The sequence below is a fragment of the Lysinibacillus sphaericus OT4b.31 genome, from assembly GCF_000392615.1.
Lineage (GTDB): Bacteria > Bacillota > Bacilli > Bacillales_A > Planococcaceae > Lysinibacillus > Lysinibacillus sphaericus_B.
The window spans coordinates 1,570,828-1,588,113 of sequence record NZ_KB933398.1 but is presented as its reverse complement, the minus strand read 5'-3'; the positions used below and the strand labels follow the sequence as shown (position 1 = coordinate 1,588,113).

At 40.7% G+C, this 17,286-nt stretch carries 14 protein-coding genes; all 14 read right to left on the bottom strand.

Annotation, left to right across the window (positions count from 1 at the left end):
• Positions 1–12: 12 nt before the first annotated feature.
• Positions 13–1,371, bottom strand: a complete 1,359-nt coding sequence (gene ffh / locus H131_RS07130) for a signal recognition particle protein (RefSeq protein ID WP_010858418.1) — start codon at positions 1,369–1,371, stop codon at positions 13–15.
• Between the two features lie 12 nt (positions 1,372–1,383).
• Complete coding sequence (locus H131_RS07125; RefSeq protein ID WP_010858417.1) at positions 1,384–1,719, bottom strand: putative DNA-binding protein; 336 nt, start codon at positions 1,717–1,719, stop codon at positions 1,384–1,386.
• A 290-nt stretch (positions 1,720–2,009) separates the two neighbouring features.
• Positions 2,010–3,281 (bottom strand): signal recognition particle-docking protein FtsY, encoded by a 1,272-nt coding sequence (gene ftsY, locus H131_RS07120; protein ID WP_010858416.1) that lies wholly within the window; start codon positions 3,279–3,281, stop codon positions 2,010–2,012.
• The gene (smc, locus tag H131_RS07115) at positions 3,278–6,859 is read right to left on the bottom strand and encodes a chromosome segregation protein SMC (RefSeq protein ID WP_010858415.1); all 3,582 of its coding nucleotides are present in this window, start codon (positions 6,857–6,859) and stop codon (positions 3,278–3,280) included. Before smc ends, ftsY begins: the two co-directional genes overlap by 4 nt.
• A 1-nt stretch (position 6,860) precedes the next feature.
• Positions 6,861–7,625: a ribonuclease III gene (gene rnc / locus H131_RS07110; RefSeq protein WP_010858414.1), complete on the bottom strand. Its 765-nt coding sequence runs from the start codon at positions 7,623–7,625 to the stop codon at positions 6,861–6,863.
• A gap of 358 nt (positions 7,626–7,983) precedes the next feature.
• Positions 7,984–8,220: an acyl carrier protein gene (acpP, locus tag H131_RS07105; RefSeq protein WP_010858413.1), complete on the bottom strand. Its 237-nt coding sequence runs from the start codon at positions 8,218–8,220 to the stop codon at positions 7,984–7,986.
• Positions 8,221–8,281: 61 nt separating this feature from the next.
• The gene (fabG, locus tag H131_RS07100; RefSeq protein ID WP_010858412.1) at positions 8,282–9,028 is read right to left on the bottom strand and encodes a 3-oxoacyl-[acyl-carrier-protein] reductase; all 747 of its coding nucleotides are present in this window, start codon (positions 9,026–9,028) and stop codon (positions 8,282–8,284) included.
• Positions 9,021–9,974, bottom strand: a complete 954-nt coding sequence (gene fabD / locus H131_RS07095; protein WP_010858411.1) for an ACP S-malonyltransferase — start codon at positions 9,972–9,974, stop codon at positions 9,021–9,023. Before fabD ends, fabG begins: the two co-directional genes overlap by 8 nt.
• Positions 9,975–9,993: 19 nt before the next feature.
• Positions 9,994–10,986, bottom strand: a complete 993-nt coding sequence (gene plsX, locus H131_RS07090; RefSeq protein ID WP_010858410.1) for a phosphate acyltransferase PlsX — start codon at positions 10,984–10,986, stop codon at positions 9,994–9,996.
• Positions 10,983–11,561: a transcription factor FapR gene (fapR, locus tag H131_RS07085; protein WP_010858409.1), complete on the bottom strand. Its 579-nt coding sequence runs from the start codon at positions 11,559–11,561 to the stop codon at positions 10,983–10,985. Before fapR ends, plsX begins: the two co-directional genes overlap by 4 nt.
• A gap of 110 nt (positions 11,562–11,671) precedes the next feature.
• A complete protein-coding gene (gene recG / locus H131_RS07080; RefSeq protein WP_010858408.1) occupies positions 11,672–13,717 on the bottom strand; it encodes an ATP-dependent DNA helicase RecG in 2,046 nt (681 codons plus the stop codon).
• Entirely contained in the window at positions 13,710–14,606 is an 897-nt protein-coding gene (gene sdaAA / locus H131_RS07075; protein ID WP_010858407.1) for an L-serine ammonia-lyase, iron-sulfur-dependent, subunit alpha, read from the bottom strand. The genes recG and sdaAA overlap by 8 nt, the downstream gene beginning before the upstream one ends.
• A gap of 14 nt (positions 14,607–14,620) precedes the next feature.
• Entirely contained in the window at positions 14,621–15,283 is a 663-nt protein-coding gene (sdaAB, locus tag H131_RS07070) for an L-serine ammonia-lyase, iron-sulfur-dependent subunit beta (protein ID WP_010858406.1), read from the bottom strand.
• Between the two features lie 350 nt (positions 15,284–15,633).
• Complete coding sequence (locus tag H131_RS07065) at positions 15,634–17,283, bottom strand: DAK2 domain-containing protein (RefSeq protein ID WP_010858405.1); 1,650 nt, start codon at positions 17,281–17,283, stop codon at positions 15,634–15,636.
• Positions 17,284–17,286 lie beyond the last annotated feature (3 nt).

Genomic DNA, 17,286 nt, shown 5'->3' with positions numbered 1-17,286 from the left:
ACCTAAAAAATATTACTTAAATAATGAATCAAAGCCTGGTAATTTCATTTTTTTCTTACCTTTACCTGTTGCCATACCAGTCATTTGCTTCATCATTTTTTTCATTTCATCGAACTGTTTCAACAGACGATTGACCTCTTGAATCGACGTACCAGACCCTTGAGCAATTCGTTTTTTACGACTACCATTAATGATTTCTGGATTCGTTTTTTCAGCAGGCGTCATCGAGTAAATAATTGCTTCAACGTGACCCATTTGCTTATCATCAACTTTAACATTATCTAAGCCTTTGATTTTGTTTGCGCCTGGTAACATTTTTAAAATTTCATCCAGTGGGCCCATTTTCTTCACTTGTTGCAACTGCTCAACAAAATCATCTAAAGTGAAGCTTTGTGTTTTGAACTTTTCCTCTAGTTCTTTTGCTTTTGCTTCATCAACATTTGCTTGCGCTTTTTCAATAAGTGATAAAACATCACCCATACCTAAAATACGAGACGCCATACGCTCTGGGTGGAACGGCTCAAGTGCATCCATCTTTTCACCCATACCGACGAACTTAATCGGTTTCTGTGTCACTGAACGAATTGATAATGCCGCACCACCACGTGTATCCCCATCAAGCTTCGTTAAAACAACGCCTGTTATGCCAACAGCCTCATTAAAGCTTTCCGCAACATTTACTGCATCTTGACCTGTCATAGCATCCACAACAAGGAACACTTCGTCTGGTTCTTTTAACGCACGAATATCTTTTAATTCTTGCATTAAATCTTCATCGATATGCAAACGACCTGCTGTATCAATAATAACAACATCATGATGCTCTTCTTTTGCCAGTTCTATTGCTTGACGAGCGATTTCTACAGGAGATACATCAGTGCCTAATGCAAATACAGGAAGCGATAATTGCTTACCTAATGTTTGTAATTGTTGCACCGCCGCAGGACGATAAACGTCAGCCGCAACTAATAATGGTTTACGATTGTATTTCTTACGTAACACATTCGCTAATTTTCCAGAAGTCGTCGTTTTACCTGCACCTTGTAGGCCGACCATCATAATAACAGTTGGTGGCTTGGTATTAAATTTAATCGGGCTTTGTTCGCCACCCATTAGTTGCGTTAATTCGTCTTGAACAATCTTAATAACCTGTTGACCCGGAGTTAAGCTTTGCATAACGTCCACGCCGACAGCACGTTCACTTACTTTTTTAACAAATTCTTTTACTACTTTTAAGTTAACGTCCGCCTCGATTAAAGCAAATCGGACTTCACGCATCATTTCTTTGACGTCTTGCTCCGATACTTTCCCTTTACCTTTAATCTTTTGGATCGTCCCTTGGAGTCGTTCCGCTAATCCTTCAAAAGCCACTGCTTTCGCCTCCTAATCCCATTCTTTCAATTGTTCAATAAGCGTTAACTGTTGCTCAGCTGTCATACTTTTTTCCGTAATCCCTGCTGTTAGCTGCGCTAGCATTTGTGTGCGTTGCTTAAATTTTTCAAGTAAACATAGTTTTTCTTCATATTCTTCAAGCATCGCTTCTGTTCGACGAATATTATCATAAACAGCTTGGCGTGAAACTCCATATGATTCAGCGATTTCTCCAAGCGAGTGATCGTCTAAATAATAAAGTTCCATATAACTTCTTTGCTTATCTGTTAATAATGCTTGATAAAAGTCGAAGAGAAAGTTCATGCGTGTTGTTTTTTCAAGTAGCATCGAATATTTCTCCCCCTGTTGTTAGTCATTTGTATCATAACGAAAAGCGCCCATCTGTGTCAAGGTAATCTCCTTGTCTAAAAGCCCTATATAGCCGATACCAGGCGTTTTCCACCTTTAGCTAGTATTTCCCTTTTAAACAATGTGATTCGCCTTTTCACAGACGAGCGTATCATCAATCCATTACGTCGCCGCATAATTCGTTTGGATGGCAAGTACAGCACAACAAACTGACCATTGTGCTACTTTCTCTGAGCAAGCATTTTACCACTGTCGCTTCGCTATAAACATTAATCCTCGTTATTTTGTAATTCCTTATCTAAACCATCAGCAAATAATCCATATACATAGCGTTCTGCATCAAATGGCTGTAAATCATCCATCTTTTCACCCAGACCAACAAATTTCACCGGAATGTGTAATTTATTACGAATGGCTAGTACAATACCACCTTTAGCCGTACCATCAAGTTTGGTTAAAACAATACCTGTCACATTTGTTGCTTCTTTAAACGTTTGCGCCTGAACAAGAGCATTTTGACCAGTTGTCGCATCTAGCGCTAGTAATACTTCATGCGGTGCATTTGGTACTTCACGTGAAATTACGCGATGTACTTTTTCAAGTTCATTCATTAAATTCACTTTATTTTGCAAACGACCTGCTGTATCACAAATTAACACGTCAGCATTACGATTTTTCGCCGCGCGAATTGCATCATACATCACTGCCGCAGGATCCGATCCCTCAGATTGTTTAATAACTTCACAACCAACGCGGTCTCCCCAGACTTGTAATTGATCAATTGCGCCAGCACGGAAAGTGTCTCCCGCAGCTAATACGACGTTCTTACCTTGTGTTTTTAAGCGATGGGCAAGTTTACCAATCGTTGTCGTTTTCCCTACGCCGTTCACGCCGACAAATAAAATAACGGTTAGTTCACCCTTAGGCTGTATGTTGAGGTCAATTAAATCTTCTTCGCCTTGCTCATAGATTTCCACAAGCTTTTCGGAAATAATTGCTTGAATGCCATTTGTATCTTTAATATTTTTTCGTTGCACTTCATAGCGTAATTTATCCATCAGTTCCATCACAGTTTCGAAGCCGACATCCGCTTGCAATAATAGATCTTCTAATTCCTCAAAGAAATCTTCATCCACTTTTCTGTAACGGGCAACTAAATCATTCACTTTTGAAGTAAATGAATTACGCGTTTTTTCAAGACCAGCCTTAAATTTTTGAGTAATGGACCAGGCTGATGGTTTTTTCTCTATATCGGTATCTTCGACAGGTTGCTCCTCTACAAGAGCAATTTCCTGCACTTCTTCTTCATTTAGCTCTTCAACTACAGCCGGTGTCTCCACTATGAGAGGTTGCTCACTTACTGGTACGTCCTCTACCTTCGCTTCAACGACTCCTTCTACAGTCGTTTCTAATTGAGCAGGTTCTGTTAGGTCAACTTGCTGCTGTGCGGTAGACTCTTCTTCGTTGACATCCACTACTTTTTCTTCTTCTTCAGATGGATTGCCCATCAACTTATCTTTTAATCGTTTAAAAAAACTCATGCTTGTTCGCTCCTTTGCTCCGCAAGTACGGGTTCATCTTCTAATTTTACTGAAACAAGTTTTGATACGCCCGATTCCTGCATTGTAATACCATACAGTACATCAGCCCCTTCCATTGTACCTTTACGATGAGTAATAACAATGAATTGTGTATCAAGGCTAAATTTCTTCAAGTATTCGCTATATCGAACAACATTGGCCTCATCTAATGCTGCCTCTACTTCATCTAGAATACAGAATGGCACTGGGCGGATATTTAAAATCGAGAACAATAAAGCAATTGCCGTCAGTGCTCGCTCACCACCAGAAAGAAGGCTTAAATTTTGTAATTTCTTTCCAGGTGGTTGTGCAACAATTTCAATACCGGTTTCAAGCATATTGTCTGGCTCAAGTAACGCTAAATCCGCCTGACCTCCACCAAATAGTTCACGGAATACTAGTTTGAATTGCTCCCGAATCGCATAAAATGTATCACTAAAGCGTAGGGTCATTTCCTCATCCATTTCCTTTATAGCTTCATGTAAAGTTTCCTGTGCCGCCAGTAAATCCTCACGTTGCTCAGTTAAAAATGAATGACGTTCTAGTACACGATCATATTCCTCAATAGAACTTAAGTTAACAGGACCTAGTTCTTCAATTGATTTTTTCAACAGCTTAACGCGACGACGCATATGCTCTTCATCTTCAATCGTAAGAGCTTCATGCATCGCTTCTTCAAACGTTAGCTGATAATTTTCTTCGAGCTGTTCATTGAAATTATTCATTTCAAATTCTACGCGATTACGCTTTAATTCATTCGCACGTATTGCTTCAAGGTAGCCTTTATGTATACGTTGCATTTCCTTCAGCTGTGCTTCCAATGATGTAAGTTCTTGTTGTTGCGCAGTTTTTTCTTCTTTTTTCTGTGAAATCGTAATCTGTAACGATTCACGTCTCGATTTCCAAGAAGCAACCTGCTCATCCACTTCTTCATCACTTAGTAGTTTTGTCGATTCATCCGATTGAAGCCAGATTATTTCCTGAGAAATATTGTCGACTTTTTGACGAGCTTTGTTTAATTGTATAGCAAGCTCTGCGGTCGCTATTTGTACTTGTGACATTTGCTCCTGTATCACCGCTAATTGCGAGCGTTTCTCTGCCGATTGTTCGCGAAGAACATCTTTTTCTGTTTCGCTTTGTAACTTCACCTTACCTAGCTGTTCAACAGTTTCATTAATCGCTAATAGTTCAGTTGCAAGAGTTGCTAACCGTGCTGTTGCGACTTCTTTTTGTGCAAGTAGTCCTTCTTCTCGTGTTTTAACATCCTGTGTTTCATTCGATGCAAAAGAAACTCGTGCAGATAAGCTTTTTTCAACAACCTCTAATTCTCGAATACGACTCGCCTGTTGCATTTCCTCTTTACGCAATTGCTCGCCATCTAGTTTCAGTTTCTCAACAGTTTCACGCAATGTCGCAAGGCTCTCTTTTTCAACTGCCACAGCCTGTTCAGCACTATAAATTGACGTTTCTAATGCTTCTAACTTTGCAATTAAGCCATCTAATTCCGCTTTTCTAGTAAAGAGCGAAGATTGTTGCTTCGCTGCACCACCTGTTAACGAACCGCCCGCATTGACAATATCGCCTTCTAGAGTTACTACACGATATCGAAAACCACATAAACGGCCAATTTGGCTAGCTCCTTCTAAATTCGCTGCGACTATTACATTACCTAGCAGGTTTTCGACAATTGAACGATTCTCTTCATCAAATGTAACGAGTGCATCCGCCATTTGTACAAAAGCCGGGTGCTCAGTAGCGAGCTGTATAGCGGACAGATTGATTTTACGTGACTTCATCACGGTTTTCGGTAAGAATGTCGCACGACCAGCTCTTTTTTGTTTTAACCAATGAATGGCCTGCTGTGCATGATGCTCATTCGTTGTCACAATATGCTGGGAGGCAGCACCTAATGCCGTTTCAATAGCCTGTGAATACTTACTATTGACCTGTACTAATTCAGCAACTGCACCTTCAATTCCTTGCAACTCACCCTTATCACGCGCTAACAATACTTCTTTTACCCCGTGAAAGAATCCTGAGAAATCAGATTCTAGCTCGGCTAGCGTATCTTTTCTAGCTTTCAATTGTTGCTGATGTTGGTACGCTTTATAAAGCATTTCTTGTTTGTCGTTAAAGGATGTATTTACTTGCTTTAGCTGTATCTGCAGTGTTTCGAACTTCTCTAACTTATGCTGTAACTCGTTCGTGGTAGCAGTATGCGCTACAGTAAGCGTTTCTTTTTCGCCTACAATCTGTGCAAGCTCCAGACCAAACTCATCGGTTTGGTCTGTCATACGTGCAGCCATTGCTTTTTGTTGAGCTAATTGTTGGTCAATATTTTTCAATTCATTTTTTACAGTTGCTTCTTCGTTTAACGAATCGATATAACGATTTTTTTGCTCTTCAATTTCTTGCTCTATTTCTGTGACAGAACGATTTAACGATTGCTCTAATTGCTTAATGATGTGCTTCAGCGCTGATACTTCTTGCTGTTTTTCAGTAAATAGCTCTTTCTTATCAAGTTCTTGAACAGTCAGCGTCTCCACTTCACCCTTCGCTTCCTGTAAAGATGTATTTAACTGTAATAGCTGGTTAGAAGTGTTTTGACGCTTTTCTGCCATCAAGGCTTTACGACCATCCCAACGCTCCACTTCCATTGTCGCATCAACAAGATCGGATTGACAGGCGTCTAATAAGTCATCTAGTTCTTTCAAATGCTTACGAATCTCAGTTGACTTTGTCTCTAGAGCCAAAATATTCTTCGCTTGCGATTGTTCTGTTTCAGATAGTTGTGTAAATTCTTCCTTCAGAGCATGCAAAGATTGTGCACAACTTTTTAAATCGTGCACAAGAATCGCAATATCAAAATCCTTTAACTCTGTTGACATTTGCACATAGTCTTTTGCGCTAGAAGCCTGAATAGCTAAAGGTTCTAGCCGACCATCTAACTCATGCAAAATATCTAATACGCGGTATAAGTTTTCATCTGTTTCTACAAGCTTATGCTCCGCTTTTTTCTTGCGTAATTTATACTTTAATACGCCTGCCGCCTCTTCAAAAATTGATCGGCGGTCATCAGGTCTGCTATTTAATATTTCATCGACACGGCCTTGTGAAATAATCGAAAAAGCTTCTTTACCAAGACCCGAGTCCATAAACAAGTCCGTAATATCCTTCAGGCGACACTGCTGGTTATTTAGTAAATATTCACTATCACCTGAACGGTATACGCGTCTTGTTACACTTACTTCTGTATATGGAAAAGCGATTTGCTCATCAGTATTATCTAAAATCAACGTTACCTCTGCAAAGTTCAGTGGCTTTCGAGAGTCACTCCCAGCAAAAATAACATCTTCCATTTTTGCTCCACGTAACGACTTTGCCGATTGCTCTCCGAGTACCCAACGAATAGCATCGGTCACATTACTTTTTCCGCTGCCATTTGGTCCGACAACAGCAGTAACACCTGGTACAAAATCAATACCAATGCGCTCCGCAAAAGATTTAAAGCCAATCACTTCCAGTCGTTTTAGGAACATATTAAGCCTCCTCTTTAGCAGACTGCGCACGCATAGCATGCATAGCACATTGTGCAGCTTGCTGCTCGGCTTCTTTTTTTGATTTTCCTCGACCAATACCAAGCTCTTGTCCATTTAGTAACACGCTCGATACAAATGTACGATTATGGGCAGGACCCTTCTCATCGATAATTTCGTAATGTAGAAGGCCATTATTCGTTTGTTGCACCATTTCTTGTAACTGACTCTTGAAATCCATCACATGCGAAAAAGCACCGATTTCTACCTTTGGGAACACGACTCGTTCTAAAAATGTCACGACCGTTTGTAAGTCCTGATCTAGATATAGGGCACCTACAAATGATTCAAATACATCTGCAAGTAGCGCTGGACGTTCCCGACCACCTGTTAATTCCTCACCTTTTCCAAGTAACACAAAGCGACCAAAGCCTAATTCATTTGCAAAAATAACAAGTGACGGCTCACAAACAATTGACGCACGCAGTTTCGTTAATTCGCCTTCGCTCATATGTGGGTATTTCTCAAAGAGGTATTTAGAAACAGATAGTTCAAGTACAGCGTCACCTAAAAATTCTAGACGCTCATTATCCGTAAACAATTTACGGCGATGCTCATTCACATAAGATGAATGTGTGAATGCTTGATACAATAAATTTTTATTTAAAAATGTGATATTCAATTCATGCTGTAACAGCTCGAATTGATTGCGTACTTTCTCAGGAAGTACGCCTGATTTCTGCATAATTCCTTTTCTTTTCATAGCCATTGAACAATCTGCCTTCCTAATAGTTTCTACCGTATTAGTGTACCTTTTTCAAGGCGTTTATGCAAAAGTATTTCCACCAAAATGCAATGTTTTGGAAATTTTTTCACAAATTGATTTAGAAAATGAAAAAAGGCACGTTCTGCGTTCGATAAACGAACCATTACGTACCCTTTCAAATACACCTTGCCGTATTGGCAAACAGATTTTGAACTGTGCTTGCAATTCAAAATCTGCGACATCTGCCAAAGGCTTTAACTTTATTCAGCTAACGTTGACTGCTTATTGATTAAACTGAATATGCATTCATTTCTGCACCCATCAAGGTGAACGACTGCTGCTGAATAAAGTTAAAACAAAATTAGCTTATTTTACTTTCGATGTATGAAATTGCAGTACCAACCGTTGAGATTTTTTCAGCATCTTCATCAGAAATTTCCATATCGAATTCATCTTCAAGCTCCATAACAAGCTCAACTACGTCTAATGAGTCAGCACCTAAATCATCACGGAAAGAAGCTTCAAGTGTTACTTCGCTTTCTTCTACACCTAAACGGTCCACGATTACTTTTGTTACTCGTTCTAATACAGTAGTCAAATCTTTCACCTCCCCTCACATGATTATACAAAAAATCAATTTCTATGCCCATTACATATTATTACATCACCATGCCGCCGTCTATATGTAACGTCTGACCAGTCATATAGTTAGCATCGTCTGAAGCTAGAAAAACAACTGCTTTAGCAATATCTTCTGGCTGACCAAGCTTCGCTAACGGAATTTGTGTAAGCATGCCTTGTTTTAATTCTTCTGGTAGCTGATCTGTCATTTCTGTTTCAATAAAGCCTGGTGCAATAGCATTAACTAAAATATTACGAGACGCCAATTCCTTAGCAGTTGTTTTTGTCAAACCAATAACACCTGCTTTGGCAGCAACATAATTGGCCTGCCCAGCATTGCCTGCCACACCAACTATCGACGAAATATTAATAATACGTCCTGTCCGTTGCTTCATCATTTGACGCGTTACCGCTTTTGTACAAAGGAAAACACCCTTTAGATTCGTGTCTAAAACATCATCCCATTCGTCTTCTTTCATACGCATCAATAAATTATCACGTGTAATACCCGCATTATTGACTAAAATATCAAGTGAGCCAAATGTTTTGACTGCCGCATCCATTAACGCCGTAACTTCTTCAGATTTTGAGACGCTTGCTTGTACTGCAATCGCCTCACCACCATTCGCTTGAATTAAAGTAACAACTTCCTCAGCTTTTACCTGCGAGCCACTATAATTGACTACAATTTTAGCTCCCTCTTCAGCAAGCTTCAACGCAATCGCACGTCCTATCCCTCGTGAAGCACCCGTTACAACCGCTACCTTACCATTTAATTTATGCATTGATAGTCCACTCCTTTGACGCTTCTAATAGTGCTTCTAATGATGCTTCATCATACACACAATACGTTGCCACAGATCGATCTATTTTCTTCACTAAGCCACTTAAAACTTTGCCCGGTCCACATTCGATAAATACCTCAACGCCCTTAGCAATCATTTCACGAACAGAAGCTTCCCACTGTACAGCACTGTATACTTGTTCCACTAATTCATGTTGAATCGCAGAAACATCCTGTAATTCATTCGCCATAACGTTGCCTATTACCGGGATTTGTGGCGCGGATAAAGCAATATCATCTAATGTTACACGTAATTTTTCAGAAGATGGTCGCATTAATTCTGAATGGAATGGACCACTTACTACTAATGGAATCGCACGTTTTGCACCCGCTTCTTTTGCTGCTACAGATGCTTTTTCAACGCCTTCCTTTGTACCAGAAATGACAATTTGACCTGGACAGTTAACATTGGCTACCTGGACAGCATCTCCCGTAGCTGTTACCTGTTCAGTTACATCATGTAATGCATTCAATTCCATTCCAAGAATAGCCGCCATTGCACCTTGCCCTGCCGGTACTGCTTCGTTCATATATAAACCGCGTTTGTGTACAACAGATATGGCATCATCGAAAGACAGCACACCTGCAATAACTAATGCACTATATTCGCCAAGGGAATGACCAGCTGCGAAATCAGGCGTAACGCCAGCTGCACGCAATTTCTCTGCTACCATTACACCTGTCGTTAATAGCGCCGGCTGTGCATTGTATGTCAACGTCAATTCCTCTGCTGGTCCCTCTAACATTAACTTTGATAGTGCAAATCCTAAAGCCTTGTCTGCATTTTCATAAAATGCTTTGCTCTCTGCCGCGTTTTCTACAAATTCTTGCCCCATCCCAACTGCTTGTGAGCCTTGGCCAGGAAAAATAAATGCAATTTTCGTCATTTGTCATGAATCCCCTTTGTTAGTCAATTTCTATGCGACGCACTGTGTCAGTAATCGTTGGTATGACTGTATGCTCTACCATCGTATTAGCTTGGCGAATCGCACTAAAGATTGCTTTGCCATTTGATGAGCCATGAGCCTTAATAACAGGTGCTTGCAGGCCAAATAACCCTGCTCCACCATACTCTGTGTAATCCATTTTATTTTTTAAGTCACGTAAATTATTTTTCATAAGTGCCGCTGAAATTTTTGTTTTTGTAGAAGACATAAACGCCTCTTTCAACATCGTAAATAACGCGCCAGCTGTTCCTTCAATCGATTTCAACACCATATTACCCGTAAAACCGTCTGTCACAACAACATCCGCAACCCCTTCAAGTAAATCACGCGCTTCTACGTTACCGATAAAGTTCAATTCGGCTTCTTTTAGTAATTCGAAAGCCGCCTTCGTTAAATCATTGCCTTTTTTATCTTCTGTACCGATATTTAAAAGTCCAATACGTGGCTTTTGAAGTCCCCCAACCTTTTTAGCGTAAATATCGCCCATTATTGCATATTGCAATAAATGTTCAGGTCGTGCATCCGCATTCGCCCCTAAATCAAGCATTAAAAATCCTTTGCCATCAAGTGTTGGTAATGTCGTTGCTAAAGCTGGACGTGCGATTCCTTCAATACGACCAACTTTAAATAAACCACCTGCCATTAATGCACCCGTATTGCCAGCCGATAGACATGCATCAGCCTTACCTTCCTCCACTGCATCCATCATTCGCGCCATTGATGAGTCCTTTTTACGTCGAACAGCACGTGCCGGATCGTCAGTACCTTCTACCACTTCTTCACAATGAACAATCGTTAGTCGATCATGCATTTTTAAAAATGGCTCAAGCTTCTCTTGCTGTCCATATAATTGAATTTCCAAATTTGGAATTTGATTTAATGCCAATAAAGCACCTTCCACAACTGATTTTGGTGCGTTGTCGCCACCCATTCCATCAAGCGCTAATTTCATGATTGTTCACCTTTACCTTTCGTGCGGTACATATCAAATTCGCCAACAAAGACTGTTTCACCGTTAACAGTAGATAGTACCTCCACTTTCGTACGATGATGTCCATCATCTCTTCCGATAACGACAGCCTTCGTAATAACACGATCTCCGGCTTTCACAGGTTTCACAAATGTAATATTGGAGTGCACTGTTAAGGCCAGTTCATCATCAATAACCGCTACCGCTAATGAGTTTGCCTGTGCAAATAAATGATGTCCGCGCGCGATGCCATTGCGCTGAAAAACATGTTCTTCTTTTACGTCAAAAATAGATAATGCACGACTATCTAATTCAATATCAATAATTTCACCGATTACTTCATCAATCGGCAAAGATTTCACTTCATTTTCATAGGTTTTCGAAGCCACATCTTTAATTCGTTCACGCAATTCAGGAATTGCTAATTCCATACGATCTAAACGAATCGTTTGGACACTTACCTGAAACTCTGATGCTAGCTGTTCATCTGTGACGAATGGATTTTCCGCAATCGTTTCAGATAGTAATCGCTGTCGCTCTTTTTTCGTTCGTCTCAACGTCATTCGCCACCTTTTTAGTTGTTATTAGCACTTGGTACTAATATCAGTATATAGAGTATAAAAAAAGAATGCAAGACCTGTTTTCAAAAACAGTGCTTGCATCCCTCTTAATCAAAGCGTTCACCTAGTAAGACACCTGACGTTTCTAACATTTGGCGCAAATATTTATAAGCCTCATCATGCCAAAACGCATCACTTTCAATCATGTCAGTTGCATCTTTCCGTGCAGTTTCAAGCGTTCTATAGTCATGCACTAAATCTGCCACTTTAAAATCAGGCAAGCCACTTTGTTTGCGCCCAAAGAAGTCACCCGGTCCCCGTAGCTCCAAATCTTTTTCAGCTAGTCGAAAGCCATCATTTGTTTCTGTCATCGACTGCATTCGCTCTTTACCTTCATCTGATTTTGGATCGGCAATAAGTACACAATACGACTGATGTTCGCCACGACCAACACGGCCACGTAGCTGATGCAATTGCGCTAAGCCGAAACGCTCAGCGTCGTAAACAACCATAAACGTTGCATTCGGTACGTTGACACCAACTTCTACGACCGTAGTAGAGACAAGCACTTGAATGTCACCTTCACTAAATGCACGCATTACCTCATCTTTTTCATCCGCCGGCAAACGACCGTGCATCAACCCCACTTTATGGCGTCCATTAAAATGCACTGCAAGCTGCTCATATATATCAACCGCATTTTGCACGTCAAGCTTGTCTGACTCTTCAATAAGCGGACAAATGGCATACGCTTGTCTCCCTGCTGCCAGCTCCAACTCTAATTTAGATAAGACAGAACTAAGTTGTTCCTTTTTCATCCAATGTGTTTCAATTTGCTTACGCCCCGCTGGCATTTCATCAATCATCGACACATCCATTTCACCAAATGCCGTAATGGCAAGTGTTCGCGGTATTGGCGTTGCTGTCATAAAGAGCACATCAGGATTTTCACCTTTATCACGTAATATCCTACGTTGCTCAACCCCAAAACGATGCTGTTCATCGGTTATCACAAAGCCTAGATTTCGAAAAATCACATCTGGCTGAATAAGTGCGTGCGTACCGATGACAATATCTATTTCGCCTTTTTCCAGCGCTTCCAAAAGCAAGCGGCGCGCTTTCGTTTTTGTCGAGCCTGATAACAAAGCTATACGTATACCAAATGGCTCGAACCACGCGATTAAATTTTCCGCATGTTGTTCAGCTAAAATTTCAGTTGGTGCCATTAACGCCCCTTGAAAGCCTGCAGTGACAGCTGCATATAAACATATAGCCGCAACAACTGTCTTTCCTGAGCCAACATCTCCTTGAAGCAAGCGGTTCATACGATGTGGTTCTTTTAAATCTTTGCAAATCTCATTAACGACCCGTTTTTGCGCCCCTGTTAATTCATACGGTAATGAATCAATAAATTCACGCACCTTTTGCAAATCAAATTGCACCACCGTACCATGCTCACTATCTTTTCGTATTTTGCGTAATGCTTGGATACGTAGCTGAAAGTTTAATAATTCCTCGTAAGCAAAGCGTCTTCTTGCCTGCTTTGCATGTTGTGCATCCACCGGAAAATGAATACCCTCAAGCCCGTCCCGCATTGATACAAGCTTATACGATGCTTGTAAATGTTCTGGTATCGCATCTGGTAATTCTACGGCAAAGTCATCAAGTACCTGTCGCATATATTTACGAAAACGTTTTTGCGGTATCAAACCTTTAAGGCTATACACGGGTTCAAAATCTACTTGATCGGTTTTTGGACCAAAAGTTACAGTCGTTCCATTAATAACTTGTCTTCCTCGATCCCATTTCCCAGTTACGGTAATCATAGAACCTGGTACAAGCTTTTGTTTTAAATAGTTTTGGTTAAAAAATACAACTTTCACTAAATGACGTCCTGCTAGCACAGTCACTTGCAAACGGGATTTATTTCGTCCTAAGAACAGCACAGTCGGCTCACGTTCCACTTTACATTCAACAGTGACCCGCTCATTATGTGGCGTCTGTGCTAGATCTTTTAAACGAAAATCCTCGTGTCGATGTGGAAATGTCCACAATAAATCGGATAGTGTCTCGATGCCTAATGCTTCTAGATGCGCTGCTGTTTCTTTCCCGACTCCCTTTAAATCAGAGACGGGACTGATTAATTCAGTCACCTTGCACGACAGCTCCTCCGAATATCTTCGCCGCGAGTGCCTTCCCTGTTGGTGTTGCTGCTAGACCACCACGCGCCGTTTCTTTTAAATTCGGACTCATCGACAAGCCGATACGATACATTGCTCCTATTACTTCATCACAAGGGATGCGACTCGTTACACCTGCAAGTGCCATATCTGCAGCCACCAGTGAGTTTGCAGCTCCCATCGCATTACGCTTCACACAGGGTACTTCTACCAATCCTGCTACTGGATCACATACGAGCCCTAGCATATTTTTGAGTGTAATAGCGAAACCTTCTGCACATTGCTGCGGTGTACCACCTGCCATCTCCACAATAGCTGCAGAAGCCATACCTGCGGCTGAACCAACCTCTGCCTGACAGCCACCTTCAGCACCTGAAATAGAAGCATTATTGGCTACAACGAAACCAAAAGCACCCGATGTAAACAAATAACGAATCATTTGTTCACGTGTTGGATTTAGCTTATTTTTCACTGCAAATAATGTACCTGGTACAACACCCGCTGAGCCAGCTGTCGGTGTTGCACAAATTGTACCCATCGCCGCGTTGACTTCATTTGTTGCAACCGCTTTACTAACGGCATCTAACAATAAATCCCCCGATAGTGAATTCCCTTGTGCAATATAATTTTGTAGCAGTACGGCATCTCCACCTGTTAAACCTGTCACAGACTGTACGCCATTTAAACCACGCTCAACTGCTTCTTCCATAACTGTTAAATTACGGTCCATTTGCTGCATGATCTCTTCGCGTGTCCGTCCACTTATTAACATTTCTTGCTCTATCATCAGTTCTGAAATTAATTTACCTTCTTGTTCTGCACGCGCAACAAGCTCGCGTACATTGTGAAACAATACGTCCATATTGTCACGCCTCCTTAGTTATTAATTTTCGACACTTTCGTAATATATGGAATTAACGAAATCTGCTGTAATATTTTTTCTTCAATGTTTTGATCAACCTCAATCACCATAAGAGCCGTTAAACCACGTTCAATACGTGAAACCTCCATATGACCGATATTCACATCATGCATAGCCAAGCAGTTTGCAACATTGGCAATACAGCCAGCACGATCATCATGCACAACAAGGATAGCTGGCATTCCACCAGTTAAACGTAGTTTGAAGCCATTAACCTCACTTACCTCTATTTTACCACCGCCGATAGAAATTCCAACTACCGACATCTCCCCCTCATCATCTCCAAGGACAAGACGGGCCGTATTGGGATGTTCTGTATTGGCCGTTTCTGGAATGAACTCAAACTCTAATCCTGCTTTTTCAGCGTCCGCAAACGCTGTTTTAATACGCTCATCAAATGTATCATAATTTAATAAGCCTCCAATTAATGCTACATCTGTCCCATGCCCTTTATACGTTTCAGCAAAAGAACCGTATAAATGAATCTTCACCCATTTCGGCTGTCTTCCAAACAAATCTCGTGCAACTCTTCCGATACGCGCTGCACCTGCCGTATGAGAGGAAGAAGGCCCAATCATCACTGGTCCAATAATATCAAATACCGATGTAAACTTCATACAAGCACCCCTCTATTCTATTCATATAATAATATTTATTTTTACTTATATCATGCTTGATAGTTACTATAAAAGTAAAGCACTACTTTATCAACTTTCAGAAAATTAACACTACTATAACTTCTTCTTTGTACATGGTCGACTATTTATGTCTTTCTCTCTAATACAGTCATTTCTAAATACCACTGAACCAATATTTGTAAACACTTTGTCCTCTAGATAAATACATTCAGTTACCTCTTTCTTGCTATTCCAGTGATATTCTTATATTCAATATCCCTTAGCCATAAACAAAAGCAGTACACGACTTGTGCACTGCTTCGCTTGATTCATCTCAAGGTTACTGTTAATTATTCTACAGAAATAATATACGGATATAATCCTTGTTTACCATTAAATAGCTCAACTTCTATATCTGGATAATTTTCTTCGATAAATTTCACTAATGTCGCTGCGTTCTCTTCTGTCGTATCCTCACCATAAATAATCGTTACGATTTCAGCATCTTCATCAACTAAATCAGTGATAACTTTCTCCGCAGCATCTTTTAAAGCGGGTGTTGATAACACAATTTTCCCTTCCGCAAGTGCCATGAAATCATCTTTATGAATTTCAACGCCATCAATTGACGTATCACGAACAGCATAAGTTACTTGACCTGTTTTCACGTTTGCTAAAGCATCTGTCATTGTTGTTTGGTTCACTTCTACAGTCGCTTCCGGATTAAATGATAAAATCGCAGCCATTCCTTGAGGAATAGTTTTTGTCGGTACAACCGCCGCTTCAATATCAAGAAGCTCAACAGCTTGTTCCGCTGCCATCACGATATTTTTGTTGTTTGGTAATATCAACACTTTTTCTGCACCAATTTCTTGGACAGCTTTTACAATATCCTCAGTTGAAGGGTTCATTGTTTGTCCGCCTTCAATGACATAAGAAGCCCCGATTGAACGAAGTAATTCAGCAATGCCCTCTCCCATAGCAATCGTCACGATGGCATATGGATGTTTTTCAACTTTTTTTGTTGAAACAGGTGCTTTATGGTCTTCACCAACAATTGCTGAATGTTGTTCACGCATATTATCGACTTTAATTTTAATGAGACTACCATATTTTTGACCCATAGCTAAAACAGCCCCTGGTTGTTCAGAGTGAATATGGACTTTGGCAATTTCCTCATCTGATATGACAAGTAATGAATCACCTAGTGGATTCAATTCATTACGGAATTGTTCCTCACTAAACGGTTCTTTATCTTCTTCAAAACGCACCATAATTTCCGTACAATAGCCGAACTCAATATCTACTGTGTTCATGAAGTCTTGCGCTCTGTGATGTTCTGCATTGATTAAATCATCCAACGTAGCATCGTTCTTCTTAGGTAGTGGCTCGCCTTTCAAGGAAGCTAAGAAACCTTCGTAAACAAATAGTAATCCTTGCCCGCCACTATCTACAACGCCAACTTCTTTAAGTACTGGAAGTAGGTCAGGAGTACGTTCCAGTGAAGCCTTAGCTTCCGCAGTGAAAGCCTCCATCACAGCGATGATATCGTTTTCAGTATCCGCTACTTCGACACCCTTTTTCGCAGCTTCGCGCGCAACAGTCAAAATCGTACCTTCAACTGGCTTCATAACCGCTTTATATGCTGTATCCACGCCTGCTTGGAAGGCACCTGCAAAGCCCTTAGCATCGATTGTAGCTTGTTTTTCAATAAATTTACCAAAGCCACGGAAAAGCTGCGATAAAATAACCCCAGAATTCCCACGAGCACCCATAAGTAAGCCTTTTGATAAAGCTTGTGCCGTTTTCCCAATATGTTCTGATGCTTGAAGTTCTGTTTCTTTTGCCCCAGATGTCATCGATAAGTTCATGTTTGTTCCTGTATCACCATCTGGTACTGGGAATACATTTAATGAATCTACATAATTTGCATTTTGGAATAGATGATGCGCTCCCATTTGCACCATCTCTGCAAATTTTAATCCGTCTAATGACTGCATTCG